The organism is Streptomyces sp. NPDC104367 (genome assembly GCF_055583825.1).
The window spans coordinates 210,614-235,400 of record NZ_JBVJND010000002.1 but is presented as its reverse complement, the minus strand read 5'-3'; the positions used below and the strand labels follow the sequence as shown (position 1 = coordinate 235,400).

Sequence of the window (24,787 nt, the reverse complement as noted above, 5' to 3'; positions counted from 1 at the left end):
TCTGGCGGGCGGCGCACCCCGCTAAACGCTTGCGGCCTGTGGGGGACGCCACCAGCCTGGCCGCATGACGCATCGCACGGTACGTCTGGACCATGTCGTCCTCTGGGTCGCCGACCCGGTGGCCGCCGCCGGTTTCCACGGGCGGGCGGTCGGCCTGGAGCCCCTGAGAGTCGCGGAGTTCACCTCGGGAGAGGCGCCCTTCCCCTCCGCACGGGTCAACGAGGAGACCGTCCTCGACCTCGCCCCGCACAGCCTCGCCGAGCACATGCCGGCGCTCCCCGGAACGGCGGGCGGCGCGGGTCACCCCGTCCACCACGTCTGCCTGGCCCTGCCGTCCGACGCCCTGCGGGCCCGCCTCGCCGAACGGGCCGTCCCCATGACCGGCGTCGGCCACGACTCCTTCGGCGCCCGCGGGAAGGCCCCGCGCAACTTCTGCTTCCGGGACCCGGACGCCAACGTCGTCGAGGCGCGGCACTACGGCTGAGCGAGCCCGCCGGGGCGGCTCAGAACAGGGGCTCGGGGAGCACGCCCTCCAGGGCGAGCAGCTTCCGCTTGGTCTCCAGACCGCCCCCGAACCCGCCGATCCCGCCGTCGCGCTCCACCACCCGGTGGCACGGCACCACGACCGGCAGCGGATTGGCGCCCATCGCCGCCCCCACGGCCTGCGCCCCGCCCGGCTGCCCGACCCGCCCGGCCAGGTCGCCGTACCCGACCACCGAGCCGTACGGGACGCCGGCGGCCAGTTCGCGCAGCACCTGCCGGTTGAAGCCGGATATCAGCGACCAGTCGAGCGGCAGGTCGAAGTCCTGCCGCTCGCCCGCGAAGTACGCCCGCAGCTGGCGTATCGCCTCGGCCAGCACCGGCGCCCCGGGATCCTCCACGGGCTCGGTGCCCAGCCGGGCCGCCAGCCGCTCGACCGTCCGCTCCCGCACCGCGTCGGTGGCGTGGAAGACCACGTTCACCAGGCCGTCGTGGGTCGCCGCCAGCAGCAGCGGACCGATGCCGGTGCCCACGACGGCCCACACCACCCGCTGCCCGTACTGCCCTTCGCTGTCCATGCGCCCACCGTACGACCCGGCACCGACAACGCCCGCCGCCCGGCCCGCTCACCCCCCGTTCAGCGCGGCCCGCACCACGTCCGGCTTGTTGGTGATGATCCCGTCGACGCCGTACCCGGCGGCCTTCCAGGCGGTGACCGCGTCGTTCACCGTCCAGGTGAAGACGCGCAGCCGCCGGCCGTGCGGTCCGTCGAGCGAGTGCGCGGAGGCCACCCACTCCTTGGAGATCGACGTCACCGAAGGGTTGACGAGGTCGGTGAACCGCGCGTACCGCGGCAGCGACGCCGCGGACGGTGTGCCGAGGTAGCCGGTCGTCACGGCGGGCTTCAGGGCGTGCACGACGCGCAGGCTGTCCTCGCTGAAGCTCTGCACGACGAGCCGGTCGAGGTGCCGCCGGTCCAGCCAGCCCTGGTCGCCCAGCGACTTCAGGATCTGGGCCTCGATGCCCGGGTACAGCTCCGGGTTCTTGATCTCCAGGAGCAGCTTCTCGTGGTTGTGCTCGATCCGGCGCATGTACTGGGCCAGCGTCGGCACGCGCGTGCCCGCGTACGCGGGGGAGAACCAACTGCCCGCGTCCAGCCGGGCGATCTCCGCGGCTGTGAAGTCCTTCACTTTCCAGGGCGCCCGGCCGGGGAAGACCCGGGCGACGTTCGTGGTGCGCCGCAGGCTGTCGTCGTGGATGACGACGAGCCGGCCGTCCCTGGTCCGCTGGACGTCGTTCTCGACCCAGGTGAAGCCCATCGCGGCCGCCCTGTCGATCGAGGCCAGCGTGTTCTCGGGGGCGTAGGCGGAGGCCCCCCGGTGGGCGAGCACCACGGGTTCACCGGTGCCGCCGGCCCGGGCGTCGGAGACGGGGCTCAGCAGAGCGGCCGTCCCCAGAAGCGCGGTGATGGTGGCGGCAACTACGCGCGCGTGCATGCCTACTCCCGACGTCGTGCGATCACGTACAGCACAAGACTGACAGCAGGGAGTCAACAGCGGTTGGGTGCGGGACGGCCACAGATTGAATGGTGTTGCCCAAGTCCGCTCACCAGTGCCGCACAACTGCGACAAGGCCGTGTTTCTTTGCCGGAAAATCGTTCGACCATTCCGGTGGGGGTCATACTCTCTGCGTCAACCCTGACCGCTCGGGCGGTCCTGGGACGGGGGCGCATACCAAATATTCCGGGACGCAAAGGGTGAAGGGCAGCCGCAGATGCAGGGCACGGTCGACGGATTCAGCTACGGGGTCGTCACCCCGCTGGTGGCCTACCTGATGGCCTGCCTCGGCGGTGCCCTCGGGCTGCGCTGCACGACCCGGGCGATGCTGGTGGCGCACTCGTGGCGGCCCGCCTGGCTCGCCCTGGGCTCGGCGGCCATCGGCTCCGGCATCTGGACCATGCACTTCATCGCCATGATCGGGTTCAGCGTCGAGGAGACGCCGATCCACTACGACCAGCCGATCACCTATGCGAGCCTCGGCCTCGCCATCGTCATGGTGGGCGTCGGGATCTTCATCGTCGGCTACCGGGGGGCCACCGGAACCGCGCTCTTCACCGGGGGCACCATCACCGGCCTGGGCATCGCGTCGATGCACTACCTCGGCATGGCGGGCCTCCGTCTCAACGGCAGCCTGGAGTACAACACCGTCACCGTGGCCGTGTCCGTGGTGATAGGCGTCGTGGCCGCCACCTCGGCCCTGTGGGCGGCCGGACAGGTCCGCGGCTTCCTGTGGAGCGTCGGCGCCAGCCTCGTCATGGGACTCGCCGTCAGCGGCATGCACTACACCGGCATGGCGGCGCTCAGCGTCCACCTCCACGGCACCGGCGGGGACGTCCCCGGCGACTCGCCCGCCTCCCTGCTCGCCCCCATGCTGATCGGCCCGCTGGCCTTCCTCTGCCTCGCCGCCGTCGTCGTGATGTTCGACCCGCTGATGGTCACGGGCAAGCCCGACCGGCTCCGCGTGGAGCACAAGCCCGGTGTCCCGGCCGACGAGGTCACCCACCACCCGAGCCGCCGCCCGTCCCTGCGCATCGGCCGCAAGCAGGGCCACCACAACTCACGGACTCCGCAGAACCGCTGATCAGAGCCGGTTGTCAGTGCGGGGTCGTACGGTGGATGCCATGCGGCCCGTTTCTCACATCGAACGCACGGTGGCGCCCTTCGAGGTCGTCAGCCCGTACCAGCCCAGCGGTGACCAGCCGGCGGCCATCGCCGAGCTGGCCAAGCGCATCGAAGGCGGCGAGAAGGACGTCGTCCTCCTCGGCGCGACCGGCACCGGCAAGTCCGCCACCACCGCGTGGATGATCGAGAAGCTCCAGCGGCCCACCCTGGTGATGGCGCCGAACAAGACGCTGGCCGCCCAGCTGGCGAACGAGTTCCGCGAGCTCCTCCCGAACAACGCGGTCGAGTACTTCGTCTCGTACTACGACTACTACCAGCCCGAGGCGTACGTCCCGCAGTCGGACACCTACATCGAGAAGGACTCCTCGATCAACGAGGAGGTCGAGCGGCTGCGCCACTCCGCCACCAACTCGCTGCTCACCCGCCGCGACGTCATCGTGGTCGCCTCGGTCTCCTGCATCTACGGCCTCGGTACACCGCAGGAGTACGTCGACCGGATGGTCCCGCTGCGGGTCGGCGACGAGATCGACCGCGACCAGCTGCTGCGCCGCTTCGTGGACATCCAGTACACGCGCAACGACATGGCGTTCACCCGCGGCACCTTCCGGGTGCGCGGCGACACCATCGAGATCTTCCCGGTCTACGAGGAGCTCGCCGTCCGCATCGAGATGTTCGGCGACGAGATCGAGGCGCTGTCCACGCTCCACCCGCTCACCGGCGAGATCATCAGCGACGACCAGCACCTGTACGTCTTCCCGGCCTCCCACTACGTCGCGGGCCCCGAGCGCATGGAGCGGGCCGTCAACGACATCGAGAAGGAGCTGGGGGAGCGCCTCGCCGAGCTGGAGAAGCAGGGCAAGCTCCTGGAGGCCCAGCGCCTGCGGATGCGCACCACGTACGACATCGAGATGCTCCGCCAGATCGGCACCTGCTCCGGCGTGGAGAACTACTCGATGCACTTCGACGGCCGCCTGCCCGGCTCCCCGCCCAACACCCTGCTGGACTACTTCCCGGACGACTTCCTCCTCGTCATCGACGAGTCGCACGTCACCGTCCCGCAGATCGGCGCTATGTACGAGGGCGACGCCTCCCGCAAGCGAACCCTCGTCGACCACGGCTTCCGGCTGCCTTCCGCGCTGGACAACCGCCCCCTGAAATGGGAGGAGTTCCAGGAGCGGATCGAGCAGACGGTCTACCTGTCGGCGACCCCGGGCGCCTACGAGCTGTCCCGCGGGGACGGCGTCGTCGAGCAGATCATCCGGCCCACCGGCCTGATCGACCCGGAGGTCGTCGTCAAGCCCACCGAGGGGCAGATCGACGACCTGGTGCACGAGATCCGCAAGCGCACCGAGAAGGACGAGCGCGTCCTGGTCACCACGCTCACCAAGAAGATGGCCGAGGACCTCACCGACTACTTCCTGGAACTCGGCATCCAGGTCCGCTACCTGCACAGCGACGTCGACACCCTGCGCCGCGTCGAGCTGCTGCGCGAGCTGCGCTCCGGCGAGTTCGACGTCCTGGTCGGCATCAACCTGCTGCGTGAGGGCCTCGACCTGCCCGAGGTGTCGCTGGTGGCGATCCTCGACGCCGACAAGGAGGGCTTCCTGCGCTCCGGCACCTCGCTGATCCAGACCATCGGCCGCGCGGCGCGCAACGTCTCCGGCCAGGTCCACATGTACGCCGACAAGATCACCCCGGCGATGGAGAAGGCCATCGACGAGACCAACCGGCGCCGGGAGAAGCAGGTCGCCTACAACAAGGCCAACGGCATCGACCCGCAGCCGCTGCGGAAGAAGATCAACGACATCGTCGCGCAGATCGCCCGCGAAGAGGTCGACACCGAACAACTGCTCGGCTCGGGCTACCGCAACCTGAAGGACGGCAAGGGAGCCAAGGCGCCCGTACCGTCCCTGGGCGGCAAGGCCGGCAAGGGGGCGAAGGCCGGCAAGGCGGCCAAGGGCAAGGCCGGGGAAGCGGTGCCCACCGACCGTCCGGCGGCCGAACTCTCCGAGCAGATCGAGGAGATGACGGAGCGCATGCGCGCCGCCGCGGCCGATCTCCAGTTCGAGATCGCGGCCCGGCTGCGTGACGAGGTGTCCGAGATGAAGAAGGAACTGCGTCAGATGAGGGAGGCGGGCCTGGCCTGAGGTCAGGGCCGCCGCCGGACCCCGGCAAGGGCGCGAAGTGTTGCAAGACCGACACAAAGCGCGGGCCGGGGTTCGGCACTGTCAGTGGCGCTGCATAGGGTTTTGGTCAACCGCGCACTTCGCGGCCAGCAGGGGACACCGGACGAGGGGAAGCAGCCGTGACCGTCAACATGACCAAGGGTCAGGCCATCAGCCTGGAGAAGAAGGACGGAGGCTCCCTGAGCGCCGTCCGTATGGGTCTTGGCTGGAAGGCGGCACCCCGGCGCGGACTGTTCGGCTCGCGCACCCGCGAGATCGACCTGGACGCCTCGGCGGTGCTCTTCGCCGACAAGCAGCCCGTCGACGTCGTGTTCTTCCGCCACCTGGTCAGCGACGACGGCTCCGTCCGCCACACGGGCGACAACCTCGTCGGCGGCGCCGGCCAGGGCGGCGACGACGAGGCCATCCTCGTCGACCTCGCACGCGTCCCGGTCCACGTCGACCAGATCGTCTTCACCGTCAACTCCTTCACCGGCCAGACCTTCCAGGAAGTGCAGAACGCCTTCTGCCGGCTGGTCGACGAGACCAACGGCCAGGAACTCGCCCGCTACACGCTCGACGGCGGCGGCGAGTACACCGCCCAGATCATGGCCAAGGTGCACCGGACGGGACAGGGCTGGACGATGACGGCCCTGGGCGTCCCGGCCAGGGGCCGCACCTTCCAGGACCTGGTGCCGTCGATCCTGCCGATCCTGTAGAAGGGGTCCGGCGGAGCACGACGACACGACGAACCGGGGGACGTGGGCAATGGCGGCCGAGCTGAAGCGCGGGCAGAACCATCCGCTCTCGCGGAACCGGATCGAGATCCGCGTCCTCGCCCACGTGCCGGTCGTGGCCGGGGCCACCCTCGGCGACGAGAACGGCCAGGTGCGCGGCGCCGACCAGGTGGCCCACCCCGGCGCGCCCAGCCTGCCCGGGATCGAGGTCTCCCGGCAGGCCGCCGCCGAACACCGCCTCGCCGTCGACCTCGACGCCCTGCCCGAGACCGTCCACCGCGTCAGTGTGCTGATCGCCCTGCCCGCCGTGCCGGGCGGCCCGGTCCGCTTCGGCGCCGTCGCCGCGCCCCGCGCCGCGGTCACCGGCCTCGACGGCACCGAGGTCGCCGCCTACACCCTCGCCGGCCTGGACGCCGAGTCGGCCGTCGTCGCCCTGGAGCTCTACCGCCGCCAGGGCGCCTGGAAGATCCGCGCGGTGGGCCAGGGGTACGCGGACGGCCTCGGCGCGCTCCTCGCGGACCAGGGCCTGCCCCGGGCCGACCGCCTCGCCGCCGAGATCGAGGAGGCCGTGGCGCAGGGGATGGCCCGGTCGGTGCCCGTGCATGCCACGGACGCCGACCGCTCCCTGCGCACCACGGCGTCCGTCACGGGCACCGACCCGTCCGGCGCCGCCTCCACCGCCGTGACGCCGCCCACGGGGTCTCCGTACGACGGCCAGACCCCCGGCGACGGCCGGGCCGCCCCCTCTCCCGCCAGCGGGATCGGTGAGACGAACCCTGCGACCGATGACGGCCGTTCCCCGGCCGCGGCCGAACCCGGCGCTGCCGAGGCCTCCTCGTCCGCCTCCGGCCCCATCGACTACACGCACCCCAAGCGCCGCCGGACGGCCGAGCCGCCGCCTGCCGCCGCCCCCGAGGAGGGGCCCGTGGCGCCCGTCGCCGGTGACGCGGTCGGCTGGTCCATGGACGAGCGGCTCTACAACCAGGTCTGGGGGATGTTCGAGGACCTGGCCCGCACCACCGCCGCCTACCGCAGCGCCGTCGACTTCGCCGAGTCGCGCCTGGAGAAGGAGCTCGACCAGGTCCTCTCCGACCCGCGCAGCCGGCTGGGCTCGGCGGGCGACGCCGCACGCGAGGCGGCCCGTGCCCGGCAGGCCCAGCTGGTCGACCAGGCCCGGGCGGCCATCGACCGCGACCTCGCCCAGCTCACCGCCGAGTCCGAGGTCGTCGAGCCCGCGCTGCCACCGGCCTACGCCCGCTGGGACAACCCCGCCTGGCACGCCTACCAGGTGCCGACGGAGCCGCCGATGGCCGTGCGCCTGGGCGACCTCCACCTCCCGGAGAGCGATCCGCTGCGCATTCCGATGCTGGTCCGGCTGCCCTTGGAACGGGGCCTGTGGATCGACAGCGGTCTCGCGCCGACCGCCGACGGAGCCTTGTCCGACCCCGCGGAGGTGCGGCATCTCGCCCTGCGGACGGCCGTGGCGCTCGCGGCCCGGCTGCTGGCCGTCCACCCCGCGGGTGAGTTCGGGGTCCAGGTCGTCGACGCCGCCGGTTCCGGTGCCTCCGCACTCGCGCCGCTGACCGGCGCCGGTGTGCTGGCCATGCCGCCCGCGGCCCGTGCCGCCGGTGTGACGGACGTACTGAGCCGGCTGACCGAGCGGGTCGACCTGGTGCAGATGGCGCTCCGCGGCGGTGCGGCCGACGCCCTGCCGCCCGGTCTGGACACCTCACGGCAGCTGCTGATCGTCAACGACTTCCCGCACGGCTTCGACGACCGGGCCGTCACCCGGCTGCGCTATCTCGCGGACGAGGGCCCGGACGCCGGCGTCCACCTCCTGCTGGTCGCCGACCGTGAGGACGCCGCCGCGTACGGGCCGTTGCTCGACCCGCTCTGGCGTTCGCTGATGCGACTCACGCCGGTGCCGGACGACCACCTCGCCGACCCGTGGGTGGGGCACGCCTGGACGTACGAACCCTGCCTCGCGCCGGCCGGCAGCCAGGTGCTCCAGCAGGTGCTCACCCAGATCGCCATCGCCCGCACCAAGCGCATGTAAAGTCCCCTGGCCAGCTGACTTGGTCTTTCTTTTACCAAGCTCTTTACCTTTCCTTGGTGATTGGGGTACTGTTTTCCACACGGAGGGGAGTACTCCCTGTCTGCTGCGGCGTACCCGTCAATACGGATCCAGTCGGATCCCGGGGCGTCGGCCCGTCTCGGGTGGAAGAGACCTCCGGCAGCGACAGCGCTGACCTTTTGCCGTTCACGAACCGGAGGCGCAGTGGATGTATCCGTGACCCTGTGGGTCCTCACCATCCTGGGGCTGGCCGCCCTCATCGCGGTCGACTTCCTCATCGGCCGCAAGCCGCACGACGTATCCATCAAGGAAGCCGGAATCTGGACCGTCGTCTGGATCGCCCTGGCCGGACTCTTCGGCCTCGGCCTGCTCGTCTTCTCCGGCGGCGGGCCCGCCGGGGAGTTCTTCGCGGGCTTCATCACCGAGAAGTCGCTGAGCGTCGACAACCTCTTCGTCTTCGTCCTGATCATGGCGAAGTTCGCCGTGCCCTCGCAGTACCAGCAGCGGGTGCTGCTCGTCGGCGTCCTCATAGCCCTGGTCCTGCGGGCCGTCTTCATCGCGGCCGGCGCCGCGATCATCGCCAACTTCTCGTGGGTGTTCTACCTCTTCGGCGCCTTCCTGATCTGGACCGCCTGGAAGCTCATCCAGGAGGCCCGGGCCGACGGGGAGGAAGAGGAGTTCGAGGAGAACAAGCTGCTCAAGGCCGCGGAGCGCAGGTTCGGCGTGGCCGACCGCTACCACGGCACCAGGCTGTGGATCGAGCAGAACGGCAAGCGGGTCATGACCCCGATGCTGGTCGTGATGCTCGCGATCGGTACGACCGACGTCCTGTTCGCGCTGGACTCCATCCCCGCGATCTTCGGCCTGACGCAGGACCCCTACATCGTCTTCACCGCCAACGCCTTCGCGCTGATGGGCCTGCGGCAGCTGTACTTCCTCATCGGCGGACTGCTGAAGAAGCTGGTCCACCTCTCGTACGGCCTGTCGGTCATCCTCGGCTTCATCGGCGTCAAGCTGGTGCTGCACGCCCTGCACGAGTCCGGCGTCCACGTCCCGGAGATCAGCATCCCGGTCTCGCTCGGCGTCATCTGCGCGGTCCTGATCGTCACCACGATCACCAGCCTCAGAGCCTCGGGGAAGCAGGCGGCGGACGGGGCGGCGCGGACGTCGAGCGAAGGCGCTCCGAAGGACAGCATCGACGTCTGACCACGTCGTACGTAGGAACAACCACCCGCGCAGCGGCGCGAAGCGCATGGCCCGCGCACCGCTCCCGGTGCTTCGTTGGGTGGCGGAAAGTCCCCGGTCGGGGAGACCGCCACCCGATGGAGGCAACCGTGACATTCGTCCAGATCATCGACTTCGAGACCGACCGCATGGACGAGATGAGGGTCCTCGCGGACGAGATGGGCAACCAGCTCGCCGACCACGAAGGCGGCCCCACGCGCCGCCTGATCCTCCGGGACCGGAGCCGGCCCGGCCACTACCTCGGACTGATCGAGTTCGACTCCTACGAGGAGGCCATGCGCAACAGCGACGACCCGGAGACAGCCAAGTTCGCCGAGCGGCTGGCCGCCCTGTGCACCCGGCCGCCGTCCTTCACCGACTGCGACGTCGTGGACCTGACCGACTTCGCGTGACCGCCCGACCGCGCCCGTAAGACCCGGGGGCCGCGCCGCACCGGCGGCAGGCCCCCGGAGACCGAAAGGACCGGAATGCGAATCCTGTACACCTCTGCCACCATCGCTGCATGATCACTCGGCTCAGGTCGCTCACCCCGCAGTGGACGCTCCTCGTGCCGGTGCTCGCGGTCGTCCTGCTCCTGTTCACCTGGGGACGAAATCTGCCCGGCGCGGTCGTCGCACTCGTGACCGTGGTCCTCGCGGCATCCGTCCTCGCCGCCGTCCACCACGCCGAGGTCGTGGCCCACCGGGTCGGCGAGCCCTTCGGCTCCCTGGTCCTCGCCATCGCCGTCACGATCATCGAGGTGGCCCTGATCGTCACCCTCATGGTCGACGGCGGTGACAAGAGCGCCACCCTGGCCAGGGACACCGTCTTCGCCGCCGTGATGATCACCTGCAACGGCATCGTCGGCCTCTGCCTCCTCGTCGCCTCCCTGCGTCACGGCACCGCGGTCTTCAACCCCGAGGGCACCGGAGCCGCCCTCGCGACCGTGGCCACCCTGGCCACGCTCAGCCTGGTGCTGCCCACCTTCACCACCAGCAAGCCGGGCCCCGAGTTCTCCGGCGTACAACTGACCTTCGCGGCCCTGTCCTCACTGATCCTCTACGGCCTGTTCGTGGCGACCCAGACCGTGCGGCACCGCGACTACTTCCTGCCCATCACCCGGCAGGGCGAAGTGATCAGCGTCGACGACCACGCCCAGGCCCCGTCCGCGCGCACTGCCTGGATCAGCCTCGGCCTGCTGGGCCTCGCGCTGATCGGTGTCGTCGGACTGGCCAAGGGGGTCTCGCCGACGATCGAGTCCGGCGTGCAGGCGGCCGGCCTGCACCAGGCCGTCGTCGGTGTGGTCATCGCCCTGCTGGTGCTGCTCCCCGAGACCATCGCCGCCCTGCGCTCGGCCCGCCGCGACCGCGTGCAGACCAGCCTCAACCTGGCGCTCGGCTCGGCCATGGCCAGCATCGGCCTGACGATACCGGCCGTCGCCCTGGCCTCCATCTGGCTCTCCGGCCCGCTGGTCCTCGGCCTCGGCCCGACCCACATGCTGCTGCTCGCGCTCACCGTGGTGGTGAGTTCCCTGACCGTGGTCCCGGGCCGGGCGACACCGCTCCAGGGCGGCGTCCACCTGGTCCTGTTCGCCGCCTACCTGGAGCTGGCGATCAACCCCTAGCCGCCCCGGGAGCGCTCATCCCGTGACGGGCTCGGCCGCCGCCACCGGCACCGGACGCGTCTCCGGCAGCAGCGCGAAGCAGCCGAGGCTCAGCAGCGCGATCCCGGTCAGATAGGCCCCGACACCCCACGGCACCCGGCCGCTGTGCTCCGCCAGCGCCGTCGCCACGATCGGCGTGAGCGCGCCGCCGAGGACCCCGCCGAGGTTGTAGCCGACGGCGGCGCCGGTGCAGCGCACCCGGGGCTCGTACAGCTCCGGCAGATAGGCAGCGATCACCGCGAACATGGTGATGAAGGCGATCAGCGCACCGGTGAACCCGAGGAACATCAGCAGCGGCTCGCCGGTCGACAGCAGCGCGACCATCGGGAACATCCACAGCACCGAGGCCGTGCACCCCGCCAGGCACAGCGGCTTCCGCCCGTAGCGGTCGCCGAGCAGGGCCATCAGCGGGGTGAGCGAGCCCTTGACCACCACGGCGGCCATGACGCAGGTCAGCATGACGATCCGGCTCACCCCGAGCCGCTCCGTCCCGTACGCCAGCGACCAGGTCGTCACGGCGTAGAACACCGCGTACCCGACCGCGAGCGCCCCGGCCGTCAGCAGCACCAGCCGCCAGTGGTGCCGTACGACCTCGGCGAGCGGCACGCGCGCGTGGTCGTCGATCTCCAGGAACCGAGGGCTCTCCGCGAGCGACGAACGCAGCCACAGCCCGCCCAGCGCCAGCGCCCCCGCGGCCCAGAACGGCACCCGCCACCCCCACCGCCCGAACTCCGCGTCGGACAGGGACGCCGACAGGGCCAGCATCACGCCGTTGGCGAGCAGGAAGCCGACAGCGGGACCGATCTGCGCAAAGCTCGACCACAGGGCGCGCCGCCCGGCCGGCGCGTGCTCCGAGGTCAGCAGCACCGCCCCGCCCCACTCGCCGCCGAGTCCCAGCCCCTGCAGGAAGCGCAGCAGGAGAAGCAGCAGGGGAGCGGCGACGCCGATCCTGTCGTACGACGGCACGAACCCGACCGCGACCGTCGACGCGCCCGTCAGCAGCAGGGACCCGACCAGCACCGGCCGCCGGCCCCGCCGGTCCCCGATGTGCCCGAACAGCACCGAGCCCAGCGGCCGGGCCACGAACCCCACCCCGAACGTCCCGAACGCCGCCAGCGTCCCCGCGACCGGCGAGAACGTCGGGAAGAACAGCGGGCCCAGGACGAGGGCGGCGGCCGTCCCGTAGACGAAGAAGTCGTAGAACTCGATCGCGGTACCGGCGAGCGAGGCGGCCGCCAGCCGCAGCATCGAGGGCGTCCTTACGGTGCGTACATCGCGCATGCCGCGTCAACCACCCACGGTGATCGCGGGTTACGGGGGCGCACGGCGCCCTTCACGGGCGCCACGGCGCACCGTGATAAACCGGTCTGAGCCACGGTCCCTCCAGGACCGTTCATCGTCCAAACGGACCGGAGGAATCGTGCCCCGCACCCTGGCCAACGCCCCGATCATGATCCTCAACGGGCCCAATCTGAACCTGCTCGGCCAGCGTCAGCCCGAGATCTACGGCTCCGACACGCTCGCCGACATCGAGGCCCTGTGCGCCAAGGCGGCGGCCGCCCACGGCGGCACGGTGGACTTCCGGCAGTCCAACCACGAGGGCGAGCTGATCGACTGGATCCACGAGGCCCGCCTCACCCACTGCGGGATCGTCATCAACCCGGGCGCCTACTCGCACACCTCGGTCGCGATCCTGGACGCCCTCAACACCTGCGACGGGATGCCGGTGCTGGAGGTGCACATCTCCAACATCCACAAGCGCGAGTCGTTCCGGCACCACTCGTACGTCTCGCTGCGCGCCGACGGCGTGATCGCGGGATGCGGTGTGCAGGGCTATGTGTTCGGCGTGGAGCGGGTGGCGGCGCTGGTCGGCGCCACGACCGCCGACGCGTAGCCCGTCGGGGCCGGCCAGGGCCCTTCAGAGCCGGCCGGCCTCCACGATCCGCCGCAGGAAGCGCCGGGTGCGCTCCTGCTGCGGGTCGCCGAACACCTGCTCGGCCGTGCCGCGTTCCAGCACGACTCCGCCGTCCAGGAAGCAGACCTGGTCCGCGACGTCCCGGGCGAAGCCCATCTCGTGCGTCGCCAGGACCATGGTCATCCCCTCGCCCTTCAGGCCGCGCACCACGGTGAGCACCTCGCCCACCAGCTCAGGGTCGAGGGCGGCGGTGATCTCGTCGAGCAGCAGCAGCCGGGGCCGTACCGCCAGGGCGCGCACGATCGCCACACGCTGCTGCTGGCCGCCGCTCAGCTGGTCGGGGTAGCCATCAGCCTTGCCGCCCAGTCCGAGGCGCTCCAGCAGCTCCCTGGCCCGCTCCTCGGCCTCCGCGCGGGAGACGCCGTGCACCCGGCGCGGCGCCAGGGTGATGTTGTTCAGCACGGTCATGTGCGGGAAGAGGTTGTACGCCTGGAAGACCACGCCGATCCGACGGCGGATCGCGTCCTGGTCCGCGCGCGGGTCGGTGATCTCCTCGCCGTCGAGCCAGATCGCGCCGTCGTCGATCTCCTCCAGGAGGTTGGCGCAGCGCAGCAGGGTCGACTTGCCGGAACCGGAGGCGCCGATCAGCGCGGTCACCGTGTGCGGGGCGACGGCCAGGTCGACGTCCCGCAGGACGACCGTGTCGCCGAAGGTCTTGCGCACGGACTCCATCCGCAGAACGGGCGCGTCGCTCATATGGTTCCTCCCTGGGCCCGCTGCCGGTCCATCCGGGCCGTCACCCAGTCCGTGAAGCGGGTCATCGGGATGGTCAGTGCCACGAAGACCAGCCCGGCGACGATGTACGGCGTGTAGTTCAGGCTCCGCTGGGCGATGATGTCGGACGCCCGTACGGCGTCGATCGCGCCGCCGATCGACACGAGCCCGGTGTCCTTCTGCAGCGACACCAGGTCGTTCAGCAGGGGCGGCACCTGCCGGCGCACGGCCTGGGGGAGCACCACGTGGCGCAGCGCCTGCCGGTTGGTCAGGCCCAGCGAACGGGCCGCGGCGCGCTGCGAGGGGTGCACGGACTCGATGCCCGCGCGGAACACCTCGGCGACGTACGCGGAGTACGTCAGCGTCAGCGCCGTACCGCCCAGCAGCACGGGATCGACGGTCACACCCTGGAGCCGCAGCGCGGGCACGCCGAAGACCACGATCATCAGGTTGATGATCAGCGGCAGCCCGCGGAAGAAGTCCGTGTACGCCGCCGCGAGCGCCCGCAGCGGGAAGAAGACGGGGCCCGGCAGCGTGCGGGCGACGGCGATCAGCATGCCCAGGGCGAGCACCACGACGCCGCAGATCAGCAGCAGCCGGACGTTGAGCCACAGCCCTTCGAGGACCTTCGGGAACGCCTCGCGCGCGTACTGCCCGTCGAAGAAGGTCTCCTTGGTGCGCTCCCAGCCCGGCGCGCTGACCACGACCAGGTACAGCACGACGGCCGTCACCAGGGTCGACAGCGCGGCGATCGCGGTCGCGCGCCGCGCGCGGGCACGCTTGTAGCGCTCCCGCTCCAGTCGTCGTCCGGAGGGCGAGTAGCCGTCGGCGCCCGTCGGGGAGCCGGCCGGCATGTCGCCCTTGTCGTCCGCGCCCTCCCGGTCGGACTCGTCCTTCGTGACCGTCACTTGAGCACCGGAGCGTCGACGGCGTCGGAGAGCCACTGCTTCTCCAGCTTCGCCAGCGTGCCGTCCTCGCGCAGGGCGTCCACGGCGGAGGTCACGCACGACGTGAGGTCGCTGCCCTTGTCCAGGACGAGCCCGAACTGCTCGGGAGTGCTGCCCTGGTTCTCGAACTGGCCGACGATCTCGGCGTTCGTCACCTGGGCCGAGGTGATGTAGAAGGCGGTCGGCAGGTCGACGACGATCGCGTCCACCTGGCCGTTCTTGAGGGCCGAGACGGCCTGGTCGTTCTTGGAGTACGCGGCGGCCTCCTGGGACGGCTTCACCACGTCGCTGATGTAGTTCAGGCTCGTCGTGCCGACCTGGGCGCCCAGCTTGAGACTCTTCAGACCGGCGATGCCCGTCGCCTTCGCGGCCTTGCCGCCCTTGAGCGCGATGACGGCCTGGCGCACGTCGTAGTAGCCGGACGAGAAGTCCACGGCCTTCTTGCGCTCGGTGCTGATGGACACCTGGTTGATGTCGAAGTCGAAGGTCTTCACCCCGGGCGCGAACGCCTTGTTGAACGGCACCCGCTGCCAGACGACCGCGCTCTTGCCGTACCCCAGCTGCTTCGCCACGGCGTACGCGACCGCCGACTCGAAGCCCTTCCCGTTGTCCGGCTTGTCGTCCTCGAACCACGGCTCGTACGCCGGCTCGTCCGTCGCGATCGTCAGCTTGCCTGAGGTCTGCGTGGCCAACTTGCCCTTGGCGCAGGTGGTACCGGCCGACGAGGAGGACGTGCCGGACGCCTTCTCCTCCGGCTGCGGAGCACAGCCGACAGCGGTGGCGAGCAGGGCTATGACGGCGGCGGCAGCAGCGCGACGCGGCGCGCTCGGGGCAGGATGCATGGCGGGAGAGTGGCAGCGAACGCCGCGTTTGTCGAGGTCAAGAGGGTATTTGTCCGCATACTGGGAACGGGTGTTGCGGTCGTGTGAACGCCGTGTCCCGGTGGCCTGACGCGCCGGGGCCGCCGGTCGAGGGCGGGGAAAGAAGACCGGCGGCCCGTACCGCGCAGGAGCCGTCATCCTGAGCGGGGCTGGCACCAGTTCACCGCGCGACGACACGCGAGGGGAGCGTGCGCCGGGGGTCGGCGCGTGCGAACCGTTCACACGGGGTGCGCGGGGAGACGGGCGCGGGGCGCACAGGGCTTTCGCGCGGGGCGCGAGTGAAGAGGTGTGCGCCGAGCGCGTGTTGAGGTCCGCGCGCGGGGCGTGCGTGTGTGTGACGCGCGCCCCGCTCACGTCCGCGGCGCCGGCGCCCCCGGACTCACCACCCGCGCGCGTGCCACTCCGGCAGGTGCGGGCGCTCCGTGCCCAGCGTGGTGTCGTTGCCGTGGCCCGGGTACACCCAGGTCTCGTCCGGCAGGGCGGCGAAGATCTTGGTCTCGACGTCGTGGATGAGGCTCGCGAAGGCCTTCGGGTCCTTGCGGGTGTTGCCGACACCGCCGGGGAAGAGGCAGTCCCCGGTGAAGACGTGCGGATGGCCGTGCGGGTCGTCGTAGACCAGGGCGATGGAGCCGGGAGTGTGCCCGACGAGATGACGGGCGGTCAGTTCGACGCGGCCGACGCGGATGACGTCGCCGTCGTCCACGGCCACGTCGGTGGCGACCGGGATGCCGGCGGCGTCCTCGCGGCCCGCGTACGTCCGGGCGCCCGTGGCGGCGACCACCTCGGCCAGCGCCTGCCAGTGGTCGCCGTGCTGGTGCGTGGTGACGACGGACGCGATCCCGTCGTCACCGATCATGCCCACCAGCGTCTCCGCGTCGTTGGCCGCGTCGATCAGCAACTGCTCGTCCGTGGCCCGGCAGCGCAGCAGATAGGCGTTGTTGTTCATCGGCCCGACCGCGATCTTGGTGATCATCAGGTCCTTGAGCTCGTGCACGTCCGCCGGCCCGCCGACCGTCACCTCTCCGCTGTACGTCATGGCGCTCAGCCTATAGCCGCCGGGCGCCGGCACGGCGCCGCGTGCTAGAGCGGCGGGAGCACCGGCAGGGCGCCGCCCGTCACCTTCAGGGCCGAGCCGTCGCGGCGCCCGGCGAGCCAGCCGAGCAGGTCGGCCGCCGTCCCCTCGACCCCGACCGGGCCTCCCGGCGCGCCGCCGCCCGTCGTCCAGACGCGGCCGCCGGTGCTGCGCAGCCCTGTCGACGGGACGTCCGGATGGCCGCCGAAGCGCTCCGCGAGGAAGTCGATCTCCCGCTCCGCGAAGTCCGCCGGGACGTCCTCCAGCTCGTACCCGATCCCCAGGTCGACATGGTGCAGCTCGACCTCGGTCCAGCGCCGGAACGGCACCCGCGCGGCCAGGTCGGTGACCCCGTTGCGCAGCTCCACCGTGCGCGTCCAGTCCGCGGGCCCGGCGCTCCCCGTCCGGAAGCGGGCGTCGCTCTCGCGGAGGTCCGCGAGGTGCGCGGCGAGCGGGCGCGGCGCGTCCCGCTCGATGTCGGCGTCCCGGGCCTCGGCCGAGGCGTACATGGGGCGTCCTTCGAGGACGTTGGCGAGGGCGTCCGCGTTGCGGGCGAGGTGGGCCAGGATGTGACCGACCGTCCACCCCGGCAGCCGTGACGGTCGCGCGACGGACGCGTTGTCCAGTTCGGCGGCTGCGGTGAGGAGTCGCTCTGTCGCTTCCTGTACAGACGCCAGGTCATGAGCGTGATCAATCATGGAGCCGACAGTAGACCCGCCACACCTTCGGGTGAAGGTTTCGCACCAGCTCCGTAAATCGAATGCGCGTGCTATATCGTCGGTGGCGGCGTCGGGCATGCTGGATGGTCGGGGATTGTTGAGTCATCCAGGAATCCGACCGGCGTTGTCAGTGGCTCCCCCTAGGCTGAAGAAGCACGGGGCCCTGCCCCTGCCACTTCTCTCAAGAAAGGTGCGGACCGGCTGTGGCCGACCGTCTCATCGTCCGTGGCGCGCGCGAGCACAACCTCAAGAATGTCTCGCTCGACCTGCCTCGTGACTCGCTCATCGTCTTCACGGGCCTGTCCGGGTCGGGCAAGTCCTCCCTGGCCTTCGACACGATCTTCGCCGAGGGGCAGCGCCGCTACGTGGAGTCGCTCTCCTCGTACGCCCGCCAGTTCCTCGGGCAGATGGACAAGCCGGACGTGGACTTCATCGAGGGCCTGTCCCCGGCGGTGTCCATCGACCAGAAGTCGACCTCGCGCAACCCGCGCTCGACGGTCGGCACCATCACCGAGGTCTACGACTACCTGCGGCTGCTCTTCGCGCGCATCGGCAAGCCGCACTGCCCCGAGTGCGGCCGCCCGATCTCCCGCCAGTCCCCGCAGGCCATCGTCGACAAGGTCCTGGAGCTGCCGGAGGGCAGCCGCTTCCAGGTGCTGTCGCCGCTGGTGCGCGAGCGCAAGGGCGAGTTCGTCGACCTCTTCGCGGATCTCCAGACCAAGGGCTACAGCCGCGCGCGCGTGGACGGCGAGACCATCCAGCTCTCCGAGCCGCCGACGCTGAAGAAGCAGGAGAAGCACACCATCGAGGTGGTCGTCGACCGCCTCACGGTGAAGGACACCGCCAAGCGCCGTCTCACCGACTCCGTGGAGACCGCGCTCGGCCTGTCCGGCGGCATGGTCGTGCTCGACTTCGTCGACCTCCCCCAGGACGACCCCGAGCGCGAGCGCATGTACTCGGAGCACCTGTACTGCCCGTACGACGACCTGTCCTTCGAGGAGCTGGAGCCGCGCTCCTTCTCCTTCAACTCGCCCTTCGGCGCCTGCCCCGAGTGCACCGGCATCGGCACGCGCATGGAGGTCGACCCCGAGCTGATCGTCCCGGACGAGGACAAGTCCCTCGACGAGGGCGCCATCCACCCCTGGTCGCACGGGCACACCAAGGACTACTTCGGCCGCCTGGTCGGCGCCCTCGCCGACGCGCTGGGCTTCCGCACCGACATCCCCTTCGCGGGCCTGCCGCAGCGCGCCAAGAAGGCGCTGCTCCACGGCCACAAGACGCAGATCGAGGTCCGCTACCGCAACCGGTACGGCCGCGAGCGCGTGTACACCACGCCCTTCGAGGGCGCCGTGCCGTTCGTCAAGCGCCGGCACAGCGAGGCCGAGAGCGACGCCAGCCGCGAGCGCTTCGAGGGCTACATGCGCGAGGTGCCCTGTCCGACCTGTAAGGGCACCCGCCTGAAGCCGATCGTCCTCGCGGTCACGATCATGGAGAGGTCGATCGCCGAGGTCTCGGCGATGTCCATCAGCGACTGCGCCGACTTCCTGGGCGAGCTCAAGCTCAACGCCCGCGACAAGAAGATCGCCGAGCGCGTGCTCAAGGAGGTCAACGAGCGGCTGAAGTTCCTGGTCGACGTCGGCCTGGACTACCTCTCGCTCAACCGTGCGGCCGGCACCCTCTCCGGCGGCGAGGCCCAGCGCATCCGCCTGGCCACCCAGATCGGCTCCGGCCTCGTCGGCGTCCTGTACGTCCTCGACGAGCCGTCGATCGGCCTGCACCAGCGCGACAACCACCGGCTCATCGAGACCCTGGTCAGGCTCCGGGACATGGGCAACACGCTTATCGTCGTCGAGCACGACGAGGACACCATCAAGGTCGCCGACTGGGTCGTCGACATCGGCCCCGGCGCCGGCGAGCACGGCGGCAAGGTGGTGCACAGCGGCTCCCTGAAGGAACTGCTCGCCAACGACGAGTCGCAGACCGGCCAGTACCTGTCGGGCAGGAAGTCGATCCCGCTGCCCGACATCCGCCGCCCGCAGGACCCGTCCCGCAGGCTCACCGTGCACGGCGCCCGGGAGAACAACCTCCAGGACATCGACGTGTCCTTCCCGCTGGGTGTCTTCACCGCCGTCACGGGTGTGTCCGGCTCCGGCAAGTCGACGCTGGTCAACGACATCCTGTACACGCACCTCGCCCGCGAGCTGAACGGCGCGCGCAACGTCCCCGGCCGGCACACGCGCGTGGACGGCGACGACCTCGTCGACAAGGTCGTGCACGTCGACCAGTCGCCCATCGGCCGCACCCCACGGTCCAACCCGGCGACGTACACCGGCGTCTTCGACCACATCCGCAAGCTGTTCGCCGAGACCACCGAGGCGAAGGTCCGCGGCTACCTGCCGGGCCGCTTCTCCTTCAACGTCAAGGGCGGCCGCTGCGAGAACTGCGCGGGCGACGGCACCATCAAGATCGAGATGAACTTCCTCCCGGACGTCTACGTCCCGTGCGAGGTCTGCCACGGCGCCCGGTACAACCGGGAGACCCTGGAGGTCCACTACAAGGGCAAGTCCATCTCCGAGGTCCTGAACATGCCGATCGAGGAGGCCACGGGGTTCTTCGAGGCCGTCCCGTCGATCGCCCGGCACCTGAACACGCTGAAGGACGTCGGCCTCGGCTACGTCCGGCTCGGCCAGTCCGCCACCACCCTGTCCGGTGGCGAGGCGCAGCGGGTGAAGCTCGCCAGCGAACTGCAGAAGCGCTCCACCGGACGCACGGTCTACGTCCTCGACGAGCCGACCACCGGTCTGCACTTCGAGGACATCAGCAAGCTGCTGAAGGTCCTGGCGGGCCTTGTCGACAAGGGCAACACGGTCATCGTCATCGAGCACAACCTCGACGTGATCAAGACCGCCGACTGGGTCGTCGACATGGGTCCGGAAGGCGGCGCCGGCGGCGGACTCGTCGTCGCGGAGGGCACGCCCGAGGAGGTCGCGGCGGTCCCGGCCAGCCACACCGGCAAGTTCCTGCGCGAGATCCTCGGCGCCGACCGCGTCAGCGACGCCAGCTCCGTCAAGGCCCCGCGCAGGCCGGTGGCGAAGAAGGCGGTCGCGGCCAAGTCGACGGCACGGAAGACGGCGACCGCCAACACCGCCACCACCGCCAACAACACGGCCACCAAGAAGGCGGCCGGGGCCACGAAGAAGGCGACGCCCGCCAAGGCGCCCGCGAAGAAGACGACACGGGCCCGCAAGGCCTGAGGCCTCGGACCGGATGCATCCGGTAAATCCAGAAAAATGCGGCGCCCCGCGGGAACTTCCCGCGGGGCGCCGCACGTTGCAGAATCAGCCGCCCGATCTCCGCGGCCACGACGAACCTTGACTCCTCAACAGTGGAATCAGCGGACGCCGCACACCGGCCGGACAGTGCCGGGCGTCCTCACACATCCCCGAGTTCGGAGGCGTACGGCGGCTCCGCACCCGCCCGGGAGCAGGTGACCGCGGCTGCCCGCGCCGCGAACCGCAACAGCCTCGTCCAGCCGTCGGCGCCCAGTCCCAGGAGCGCCTCGGCGGACAGCGCGCCCTGGGCCGCCAGGCCGTGCAGCAGAGCCGCGTTCACGGTGTCCCCGGCGCCGATCGTGTCCACGACGTCGACCTTCTCACCCGGCACCGAGTGCACGGCACCACCCTTGGTGAAGACACTCAGCCCGTCACCGCCCATGGTGACCACGACGGCCGAGGGCCCCGCGTCCAGCCAGTCACGCGGGGTGCCGCCCAGCCACAGCGCGTCCTCCTCCGAGAGCTTCAGCAGCGACACCGACGGCAGCCAGCTCCTGAAGCGCGCGCGGTAGGCGTCCGCGTCCGGGATCAGTCCCGGCCGGATGTTGGGATCCAGGGCGGTGAACACACCCTGCGCGGAAGCCGTCCGCATCAGCTCCCCATAGGCGCTCGCCCCGGGCTCCAGGACGAGCGAACACGTGCCGAAGGACACCGCTCTGGTCCCGGCGGGGAGGGCCGCGGGCGCCGTGAACAGCCGGTCGGCGGTGCCCTTCACATAGAAGGAGTAGGCGGCCGAGCCGTCGCCGTCGACGGTCGCGACGGCGAGGGTGGTCGGTTCCGCACCCCGCTCCACCAGGGAGACGTCCACGTCCGCCCGGCGCAGGCCGTCCAGCAGGGCCTCGCCGAAGGCGTCCAGCGAGGTGCGGGAACAGAAGGCGGTGGGGGAGCCGAGGCGGCCGAGGGCCACGGCCGTGTTGTACGGGCCGCCGCCGAGCGCCGGCTGCAGCCCCGCGAGGGCGCCAGTGCCCTGCGGTACCAGGTCGATCAGTGCCTCACCGGCGACGACGATCACGAGAGGGTTCCTTTCTCGGGGTGCTCGGAGTTCTCGGACTGCTCGGAGTACTCGGGGTGCTCAGGCTGCTCGGAGGGCTTGGCGTACTCGGGCTGCTCGCCGTGCGCGGACCGCGGGATCCCCGTGGAGTGCGCGGACCGCAGTCGGGTCCCGGCGGGCGGCCCGGCCTGCGTGGACCGCTGCCGGGAGTGTGCCGACCCGGCCCGCGCGTTCGCCCGCGCGTCGCCGTCCTCCAGCCGGCACCCGCACGACGTCCGGTGCGCGAAGGAGCACGGGAGCCGCAGGGTCCGGGCCGGCCGGTCCGGCGAGGCCAGCCGGTCGAGCAGCACACGGACCGCCTCCGCCCCGATCTCCCTGCTGGGCTGGGCGATGGCGGTGAGCCGGGGCGAGAAGAGGTCGGCCCAGGCGAAGTCGTCGAAGCAGCACAGCGCGATGTCGTCCGGCACGGACAGGCCGTGGGCGCGCAGGGCACGGAGGGCGCCGATGGTCATCGCGTTGTTGGCGGTGACGAGCGCCGTGGGCGGATCGGCGAGCGACAGCAGGTCGGCGGTGGCCCGCTCGGCGCCGGCGGACTCGGAGTTGCCCGGGACGACCAGCTGCTCGTCGAGGGGCAGTCCGGCGGACGTGAGCCCCTGCCGGTAACCGGAGATCCGCTCGCTGGTGGTGCTGAGCCCGGGCAGCCCCGCGACCAGGCCGATCCGGCGGTGCCCGAGAGCGGCGAGGTGGGTGACCAACTGGGCCGTCGGCTCGGTGTTCTCGGCGCAGACCTGGTCGAAGCGAGGGCCGGTGTCCGCGCGGCCGTCGATCACCCGGTCGAGGAGCACGGCCGGTACGGCGTGGCGGTCGAGGTAGGCGAGCAGTTCGCGCGGGTCGGCGGAGGGTGCCACGATCATGCCGTCGACGCGGCGTTCGTGCAGGAGCTGGACGACCTTGCGTTCGTGCTCGGGGTCGTCGTGCGGGTCGGCGATGAGCAGGCTGTAGCCGTGCTCCAGGGCGGCGGCCTCGACGCCCTGGAGGATCTCTGTGAAGTAGGGGTTGCTGATCGCCGACACCGCGAGCCCGATGGAGCGGGTGCGGGAGGTCACCAGGGAGCGGGCAAGGGTGTTCGGGGTGTAGCCGAGTTCCTCGATGGCGTCGAGCACGGCCTGACGGGTGTGGGGCAGCACCGGACGTGTCTCGTTCAGCACATGGGAGACGGTCGCCACGGAGACACCGGCACTCCGGGCGACGTCGGCCATGGTGGGCATGGGGTTACCTTCCGGGACTCGGCGGACTTCCGGCCCGGAAGGTACCTCATGGAAGCGCGCCGCGTAAACGCTTACGCAAGCGTTTACGCGCTATGGGTGAACCTTCGCCCACGCCCATGCGCACACCCGTGGCCCGCGTACTCTCACCGCTGTCCGACCCGCCCCGAAGCGGGACGATCCGCCCGGGTATCGTCGCGGCGACCCCGGCCTTCCGCCCCCGACCCATCTGGAGCCCTCATGCCCGCCCGTCCCTCCGCGAGCCGCCGTACCGTCCTGCGCGGGGCGGCGGTCACACCGGTCGCCGGGCTGGGACTGGCCGCCTGCTCGGCTCCCGGTGGCGGAGCCTCCGCGGCGGCGACACCGACCGCGCCCGTCGACCTCGGGGCCGAGAGCGAGCTGGCCGAGGGCGACGCCAGGCTCGACCGCGAGAACAACGTGGTCGTCGGCCGGACCACCGACGGCACGCTCAAGGCATACAGCTCGATCTGCACGCACGCGGGGTGCCCGATCAACAAGCTCCAGGGCACGACGCTGGTCTGCCCCTGCCACGGAAGCGAGTTCGACGCCATGACAGGCAAGGTGGTGCGCTCGCCGGCCACCGAGCCGCTGAACGAACTGCCGGTCAAGGCCGCGAAGGGCCGGATCGTCGCAGGGCCGGGAGCCTGACCCGAGGCTAGGTCCCAGTGCCTGGCTCCAGGACCAGGTTCCCGGCCAGGTTCCCGCGTCTGATCCGGGCGGCTGGTCCGGAGCCTGGTCAGGTCCCAGAGGCGTGGTCAGTGCCGGATCCGGCACTCGCTCCAGGTGCGCTTCACTCCCAGTCCCAGCCGATCCCGAGGATGCCCGGTCGCACCCGTGGCTCGACCAGGTGGACGGAGCGGTGCGGCCCGCTCAGCAGCAGCGTCTGCCGGCCACTGCGCGGCGCCGCGGCCGAGTGCTGGGCGAACCGGTGGCAGCGCGCCGGCAGCGTGTCGGCGGTGAAGCGCACCTGGAGCGTGTACTGGCCGCCGGGAAAGCCGAAGCCGCGGACGTACTCGCGTGAGGCACCGGCCGTGCCGTCCTCGATGGCGTACCGGAAGAGGAAGGTGTCGCCGGAGCGCAGCCGGGTGCCGAAGAGGAGTTCGGCGACGAGCAGGCCGGTCTCCTGGTCCGAACGGACGCGTCCCGTGCGGCAGTTCTCCAGGGCGTGCACGGTCATGTGCCGAGGGGCGCAGCCGGGATCGCCGTGGTGGACGGCGACGAAGCGGTCGACGCCGTCCCGGTGGGCCCGCACGATGTGCTGCGACTCCCGGGCGGCCAGTTCCCGGTGGGCGCCTATGCGCACCCGCTCATGGTGTCCCAGGGTGTGCAGACCGCCGTCGAGGGACCAGCCGAGCTCGCCCTGCAACTGGTCCATGACGTCGGAGGCCTCGATCAGGGCGCGGTAGGAGCGGGACGCGGGACGGCGTACGACCGGGTCCTGGTCGGCCTCGGCGAGGAGCCGGATCAGGGACTCGTCCGGGAGCTGAAGGATCTCCTCCAGCGCGCGGACGGCCCGCAGCGACTCGGGGCGCTGCGGGCGGCGGGCGCCCTGCTGCCAGTAACTCAGACTGGTCACGCCCACCTTGACCCCGTACCGCGACAGATGGTGCTGCACGCGCTGGAGCGGCAGACCGCGGGCGGCTATCGCTGCGCGCAGGGCCACGTGGAAGGGGCCGCCGCGCAGGGCCGAGTCCAGTTCCGCGGTGGCGACGTCCGCGTGCTGTGTGCCGTGCCGCATGCAGGGGGGCCTTTCTCTTGGGGGTGCACAACGGCTGGTCAGGCCGCCGGCGAGGGTTCGGGGCGGCCCGTCGGCGCGCCGGGGCGGCCGCACCTGGGTACGCCGCGT

At 71.0% G+C, this 24,787-nt stretch carries 22 protein-coding genes; 11 read left to right on the top strand and 11 right to left on the bottom strand.

Annotated features, from left to right (window positions below):
- The first annotated feature begins 64 nt into the window (after positions 1-64).
- Positions 65-484 carry a VOC family protein gene (locus tag ACZ619_RS03890; RefSeq protein ID WP_469593729.1) on the top strand — a complete coding sequence of 140 codons (420 nt, stop codon included), beginning with the start codon at positions 65-67 and terminating at the stop codon, positions 482-484.
- A 19-nt stretch (positions 485-503) separates the two neighbouring features.
- On the opposite strand, the gene ACZ619_RS03885 is transcribed toward ACZ619_RS03890, so the two are convergent.
- Both ACZ619_RS03885 and ACZ619_RS03880 read right to left on the bottom strand, forming a co-directional pair.
- Complete coding sequence (locus tag ACZ619_RS03885; RefSeq protein ID WP_469593727.1) at positions 504-1,058, bottom strand: methylated-DNA--[protein]-cysteine S-methyltransferase; 555 nt, start codon at positions 1,056-1,058, stop codon at positions 504-506.
- Between the two features lie 48 nt (positions 1,059-1,106).
- Positions 1,107-1,976 carry a glycerophosphodiester phosphodiesterase gene (locus ACZ619_RS03880; RefSeq protein ID WP_469593725.1) on the bottom strand — a complete coding sequence of 290 codons (870 nt, stop codon included), beginning with the start codon at positions 1,974-1,976 and terminating at the stop codon, positions 1,107-1,109.
- 277 nt (positions 1,977-2,253) lie between these two features.
- Here ACZ619_RS03880 and ACZ619_RS03875 point away from each other — a divergent pair, with 277 nt between their 5' ends.
- The 7 genes from ACZ619_RS03875 to ACZ619_RS03845 all read left to right on the top strand — a co-directional run bounded on the left by ACZ619_RS03875 (position 2,254) and on the right by ACZ619_RS03845 (position 10,985).
- On the top strand, positions 2,254-3,120 hold the full coding sequence (locus tag ACZ619_RS03875) for an MHYT domain-containing protein (RefSeq protein WP_469593724.1): 867 nt from the start codon (positions 2,254-2,256) through the stop codon (positions 3,118-3,120).
- Between the two features lie 40 nt (positions 3,121-3,160).
- The gene (uvrB, locus tag ACZ619_RS03870) at positions 3,161-5,308 is read left to right on the top strand and encodes an excinuclease ABC subunit UvrB (RefSeq protein WP_469593722.1); all 2,148 of its coding nucleotides are present in this window, start codon (positions 3,161-3,163) and stop codon (positions 5,306-5,308) included.
- A 158-nt stretch (positions 5,309-5,466) separates the two neighbouring features.
- Entirely contained in the window at positions 5,467-6,045 is a 579-nt protein-coding gene (locus tag ACZ619_RS03865) for a TerD family protein (RefSeq protein ID WP_469593720.1), read from the top strand.
- Between the two features lie 49 nt (positions 6,046-6,094).
- Positions 6,095-8,119 carry a TerD family protein gene (locus ACZ619_RS03860; RefSeq protein WP_469593718.1) on the top strand — a complete coding sequence of 675 codons (2,025 nt, stop codon included), beginning with the start codon at positions 6,095-6,097 and terminating at the stop codon, positions 8,117-8,119.
- 222 nt (positions 8,120-8,341) lie between these two features.
- Positions 8,342-9,343: a TerC family protein gene (locus ACZ619_RS03855; protein ID WP_469593716.1), complete on the top strand. Its 1,002-nt coding sequence runs from the start codon at positions 8,342-8,344 to the stop codon at positions 9,341-9,343.
- A 128-nt stretch (positions 9,344-9,471) separates the two neighbouring features.
- Entirely contained in the window at positions 9,472-9,774 is a 303-nt protein-coding gene (locus ACZ619_RS03850; RefSeq protein ID WP_469593714.1) for a hypothetical protein, read from the top strand.
- A gap of 110 nt (positions 9,775-9,884) precedes the next feature.
- Positions 9,885-10,985 carry a calcium:cation antiporter gene (locus ACZ619_RS03845; RefSeq protein WP_469593712.1) on the top strand — a complete coding sequence of 367 codons (1,101 nt, stop codon included), beginning with the start codon at positions 9,885-9,887 and terminating at the stop codon, positions 10,983-10,985.
- 15 nt (positions 10,986-11,000) lie between these two features.
- Here the strand turns inward: ACZ619_RS03845 and ACZ619_RS03840 are convergent, their stop codons facing one another.
- Positions 11,001-12,272 (bottom strand): MFS transporter, encoded by a 1,272-nt coding sequence (locus ACZ619_RS03840; protein WP_469594481.1) that lies wholly within the window; start codon positions 12,270-12,272, stop codon positions 11,001-11,003.
- Between the two features lie 172 nt (positions 12,273-12,444).
- Between ACZ619_RS03840 and aroQ the strand changes: the two genes are divergently transcribed.
- Positions 12,445-12,918, top strand: coding sequence for a type II 3-dehydroquinate dehydratase (aroQ, locus tag ACZ619_RS03835; protein WP_469593710.1), 474 nt, complete (start codon positions 12,445-12,447; stop codon positions 12,916-12,918).
- A gap of 24 nt (positions 12,919-12,942) precedes the next feature.
- Here the strand turns inward: aroQ and ACZ619_RS03830 are convergent, their stop codons facing one another.
- From ACZ619_RS03830 to ACZ619_RS03810, 5 genes are all read right to left on the bottom strand, one after another.
- Positions 12,943-13,695 (bottom strand): amino acid ABC transporter ATP-binding protein, encoded by a 753-nt coding sequence (locus tag ACZ619_RS03830; protein WP_469593708.1) that lies wholly within the window; start codon positions 13,693-13,695, stop codon positions 12,943-12,945.
- Entirely contained in the window at positions 13,692-14,621 is a 930-nt protein-coding gene (locus ACZ619_RS03825) for an amino acid ABC transporter permease (RefSeq protein WP_469593707.1), read from the bottom strand. The genes ACZ619_RS03830 and ACZ619_RS03825 overlap by 4 nt, the downstream gene beginning before the upstream one ends.
- Complete coding sequence (locus ACZ619_RS03820) at positions 14,618-15,502, bottom strand: ABC transporter substrate-binding protein (protein ID WP_469593705.1); 885 nt, start codon at positions 15,500-15,502, stop codon at positions 14,618-14,620. Before ACZ619_RS03820 ends, ACZ619_RS03825 begins: the two co-directional genes overlap by 4 nt.
- 418 nt (positions 15,503-15,920) lie before the next feature.
- Positions 15,921-16,577 carry an MBL fold metallo-hydrolase gene (locus tag ACZ619_RS03815; protein WP_469593703.1) on the bottom strand — a complete coding sequence of 219 codons (657 nt, stop codon included), beginning with the start codon at positions 16,575-16,577 and terminating at the stop codon, positions 15,921-15,923.
- 44 nt (positions 16,578-16,621) lie between these two features.
- Positions 16,622-17,311, bottom strand: a complete 690-nt coding sequence (locus ACZ619_RS03810; RefSeq protein WP_469593701.1) for a maleylpyruvate isomerase family mycothiol-dependent enzyme — start codon at positions 17,309-17,311, stop codon at positions 16,622-16,624.
- Positions 17,312-17,535: 224 nt separating this feature from the next.
- Here ACZ619_RS03810 and uvrA point away from each other — a divergent pair, with 224 nt between their 5' ends.
- On the top strand, positions 17,536-20,586 hold the full coding sequence (gene uvrA / locus ACZ619_RS03805; RefSeq protein ID WP_469593699.1) for an excinuclease ABC subunit UvrA: 3,051 nt from the start codon (positions 17,536-17,538) through the stop codon (positions 20,584-20,586).
- Between the two features lie 178 nt (positions 20,587-20,764).
- On the opposite strand, the gene ACZ619_RS03800 is transcribed toward uvrA, so the two are convergent.
- Complete coding sequence (locus tag ACZ619_RS03800) at positions 20,765-21,676, bottom strand: carbohydrate kinase family protein (RefSeq protein WP_469593697.1); 912 nt, start codon at positions 21,674-21,676, stop codon at positions 20,765-20,767.
- Positions 21,673-22,923, bottom strand: coding sequence for a LacI family DNA-binding transcriptional regulator (locus ACZ619_RS03795; RefSeq protein ID WP_469593695.1), 1,251 nt, complete (start codon positions 22,921-22,923; stop codon positions 21,673-21,675). The genes ACZ619_RS03800 and ACZ619_RS03795 overlap by 4 nt, the downstream gene beginning before the upstream one ends.
- Before the next feature lie 237 nt (positions 22,924-23,160).
- Between ACZ619_RS03795 and ACZ619_RS03790 the strand changes: the two genes are divergently transcribed.
- A complete protein-coding gene (locus ACZ619_RS03790) occupies positions 23,161-23,589 on the top strand; it encodes a Rieske (2Fe-2S) protein (RefSeq protein WP_469593693.1) in 429 nt (142 codons plus the stop codon).
- Between the two features lie 142 nt (positions 23,590-23,731).
- On the opposite strand, the gene ACZ619_RS03785 is transcribed toward ACZ619_RS03790, so the two are convergent.
- Positions 23,732-24,679, bottom strand: a complete 948-nt coding sequence (locus ACZ619_RS03785; protein WP_469593691.1) for a hypothetical protein — start codon at positions 24,677-24,679, stop codon at positions 23,732-23,734.
- Positions 24,680-24,787: the final 108 nt, after the last annotated feature.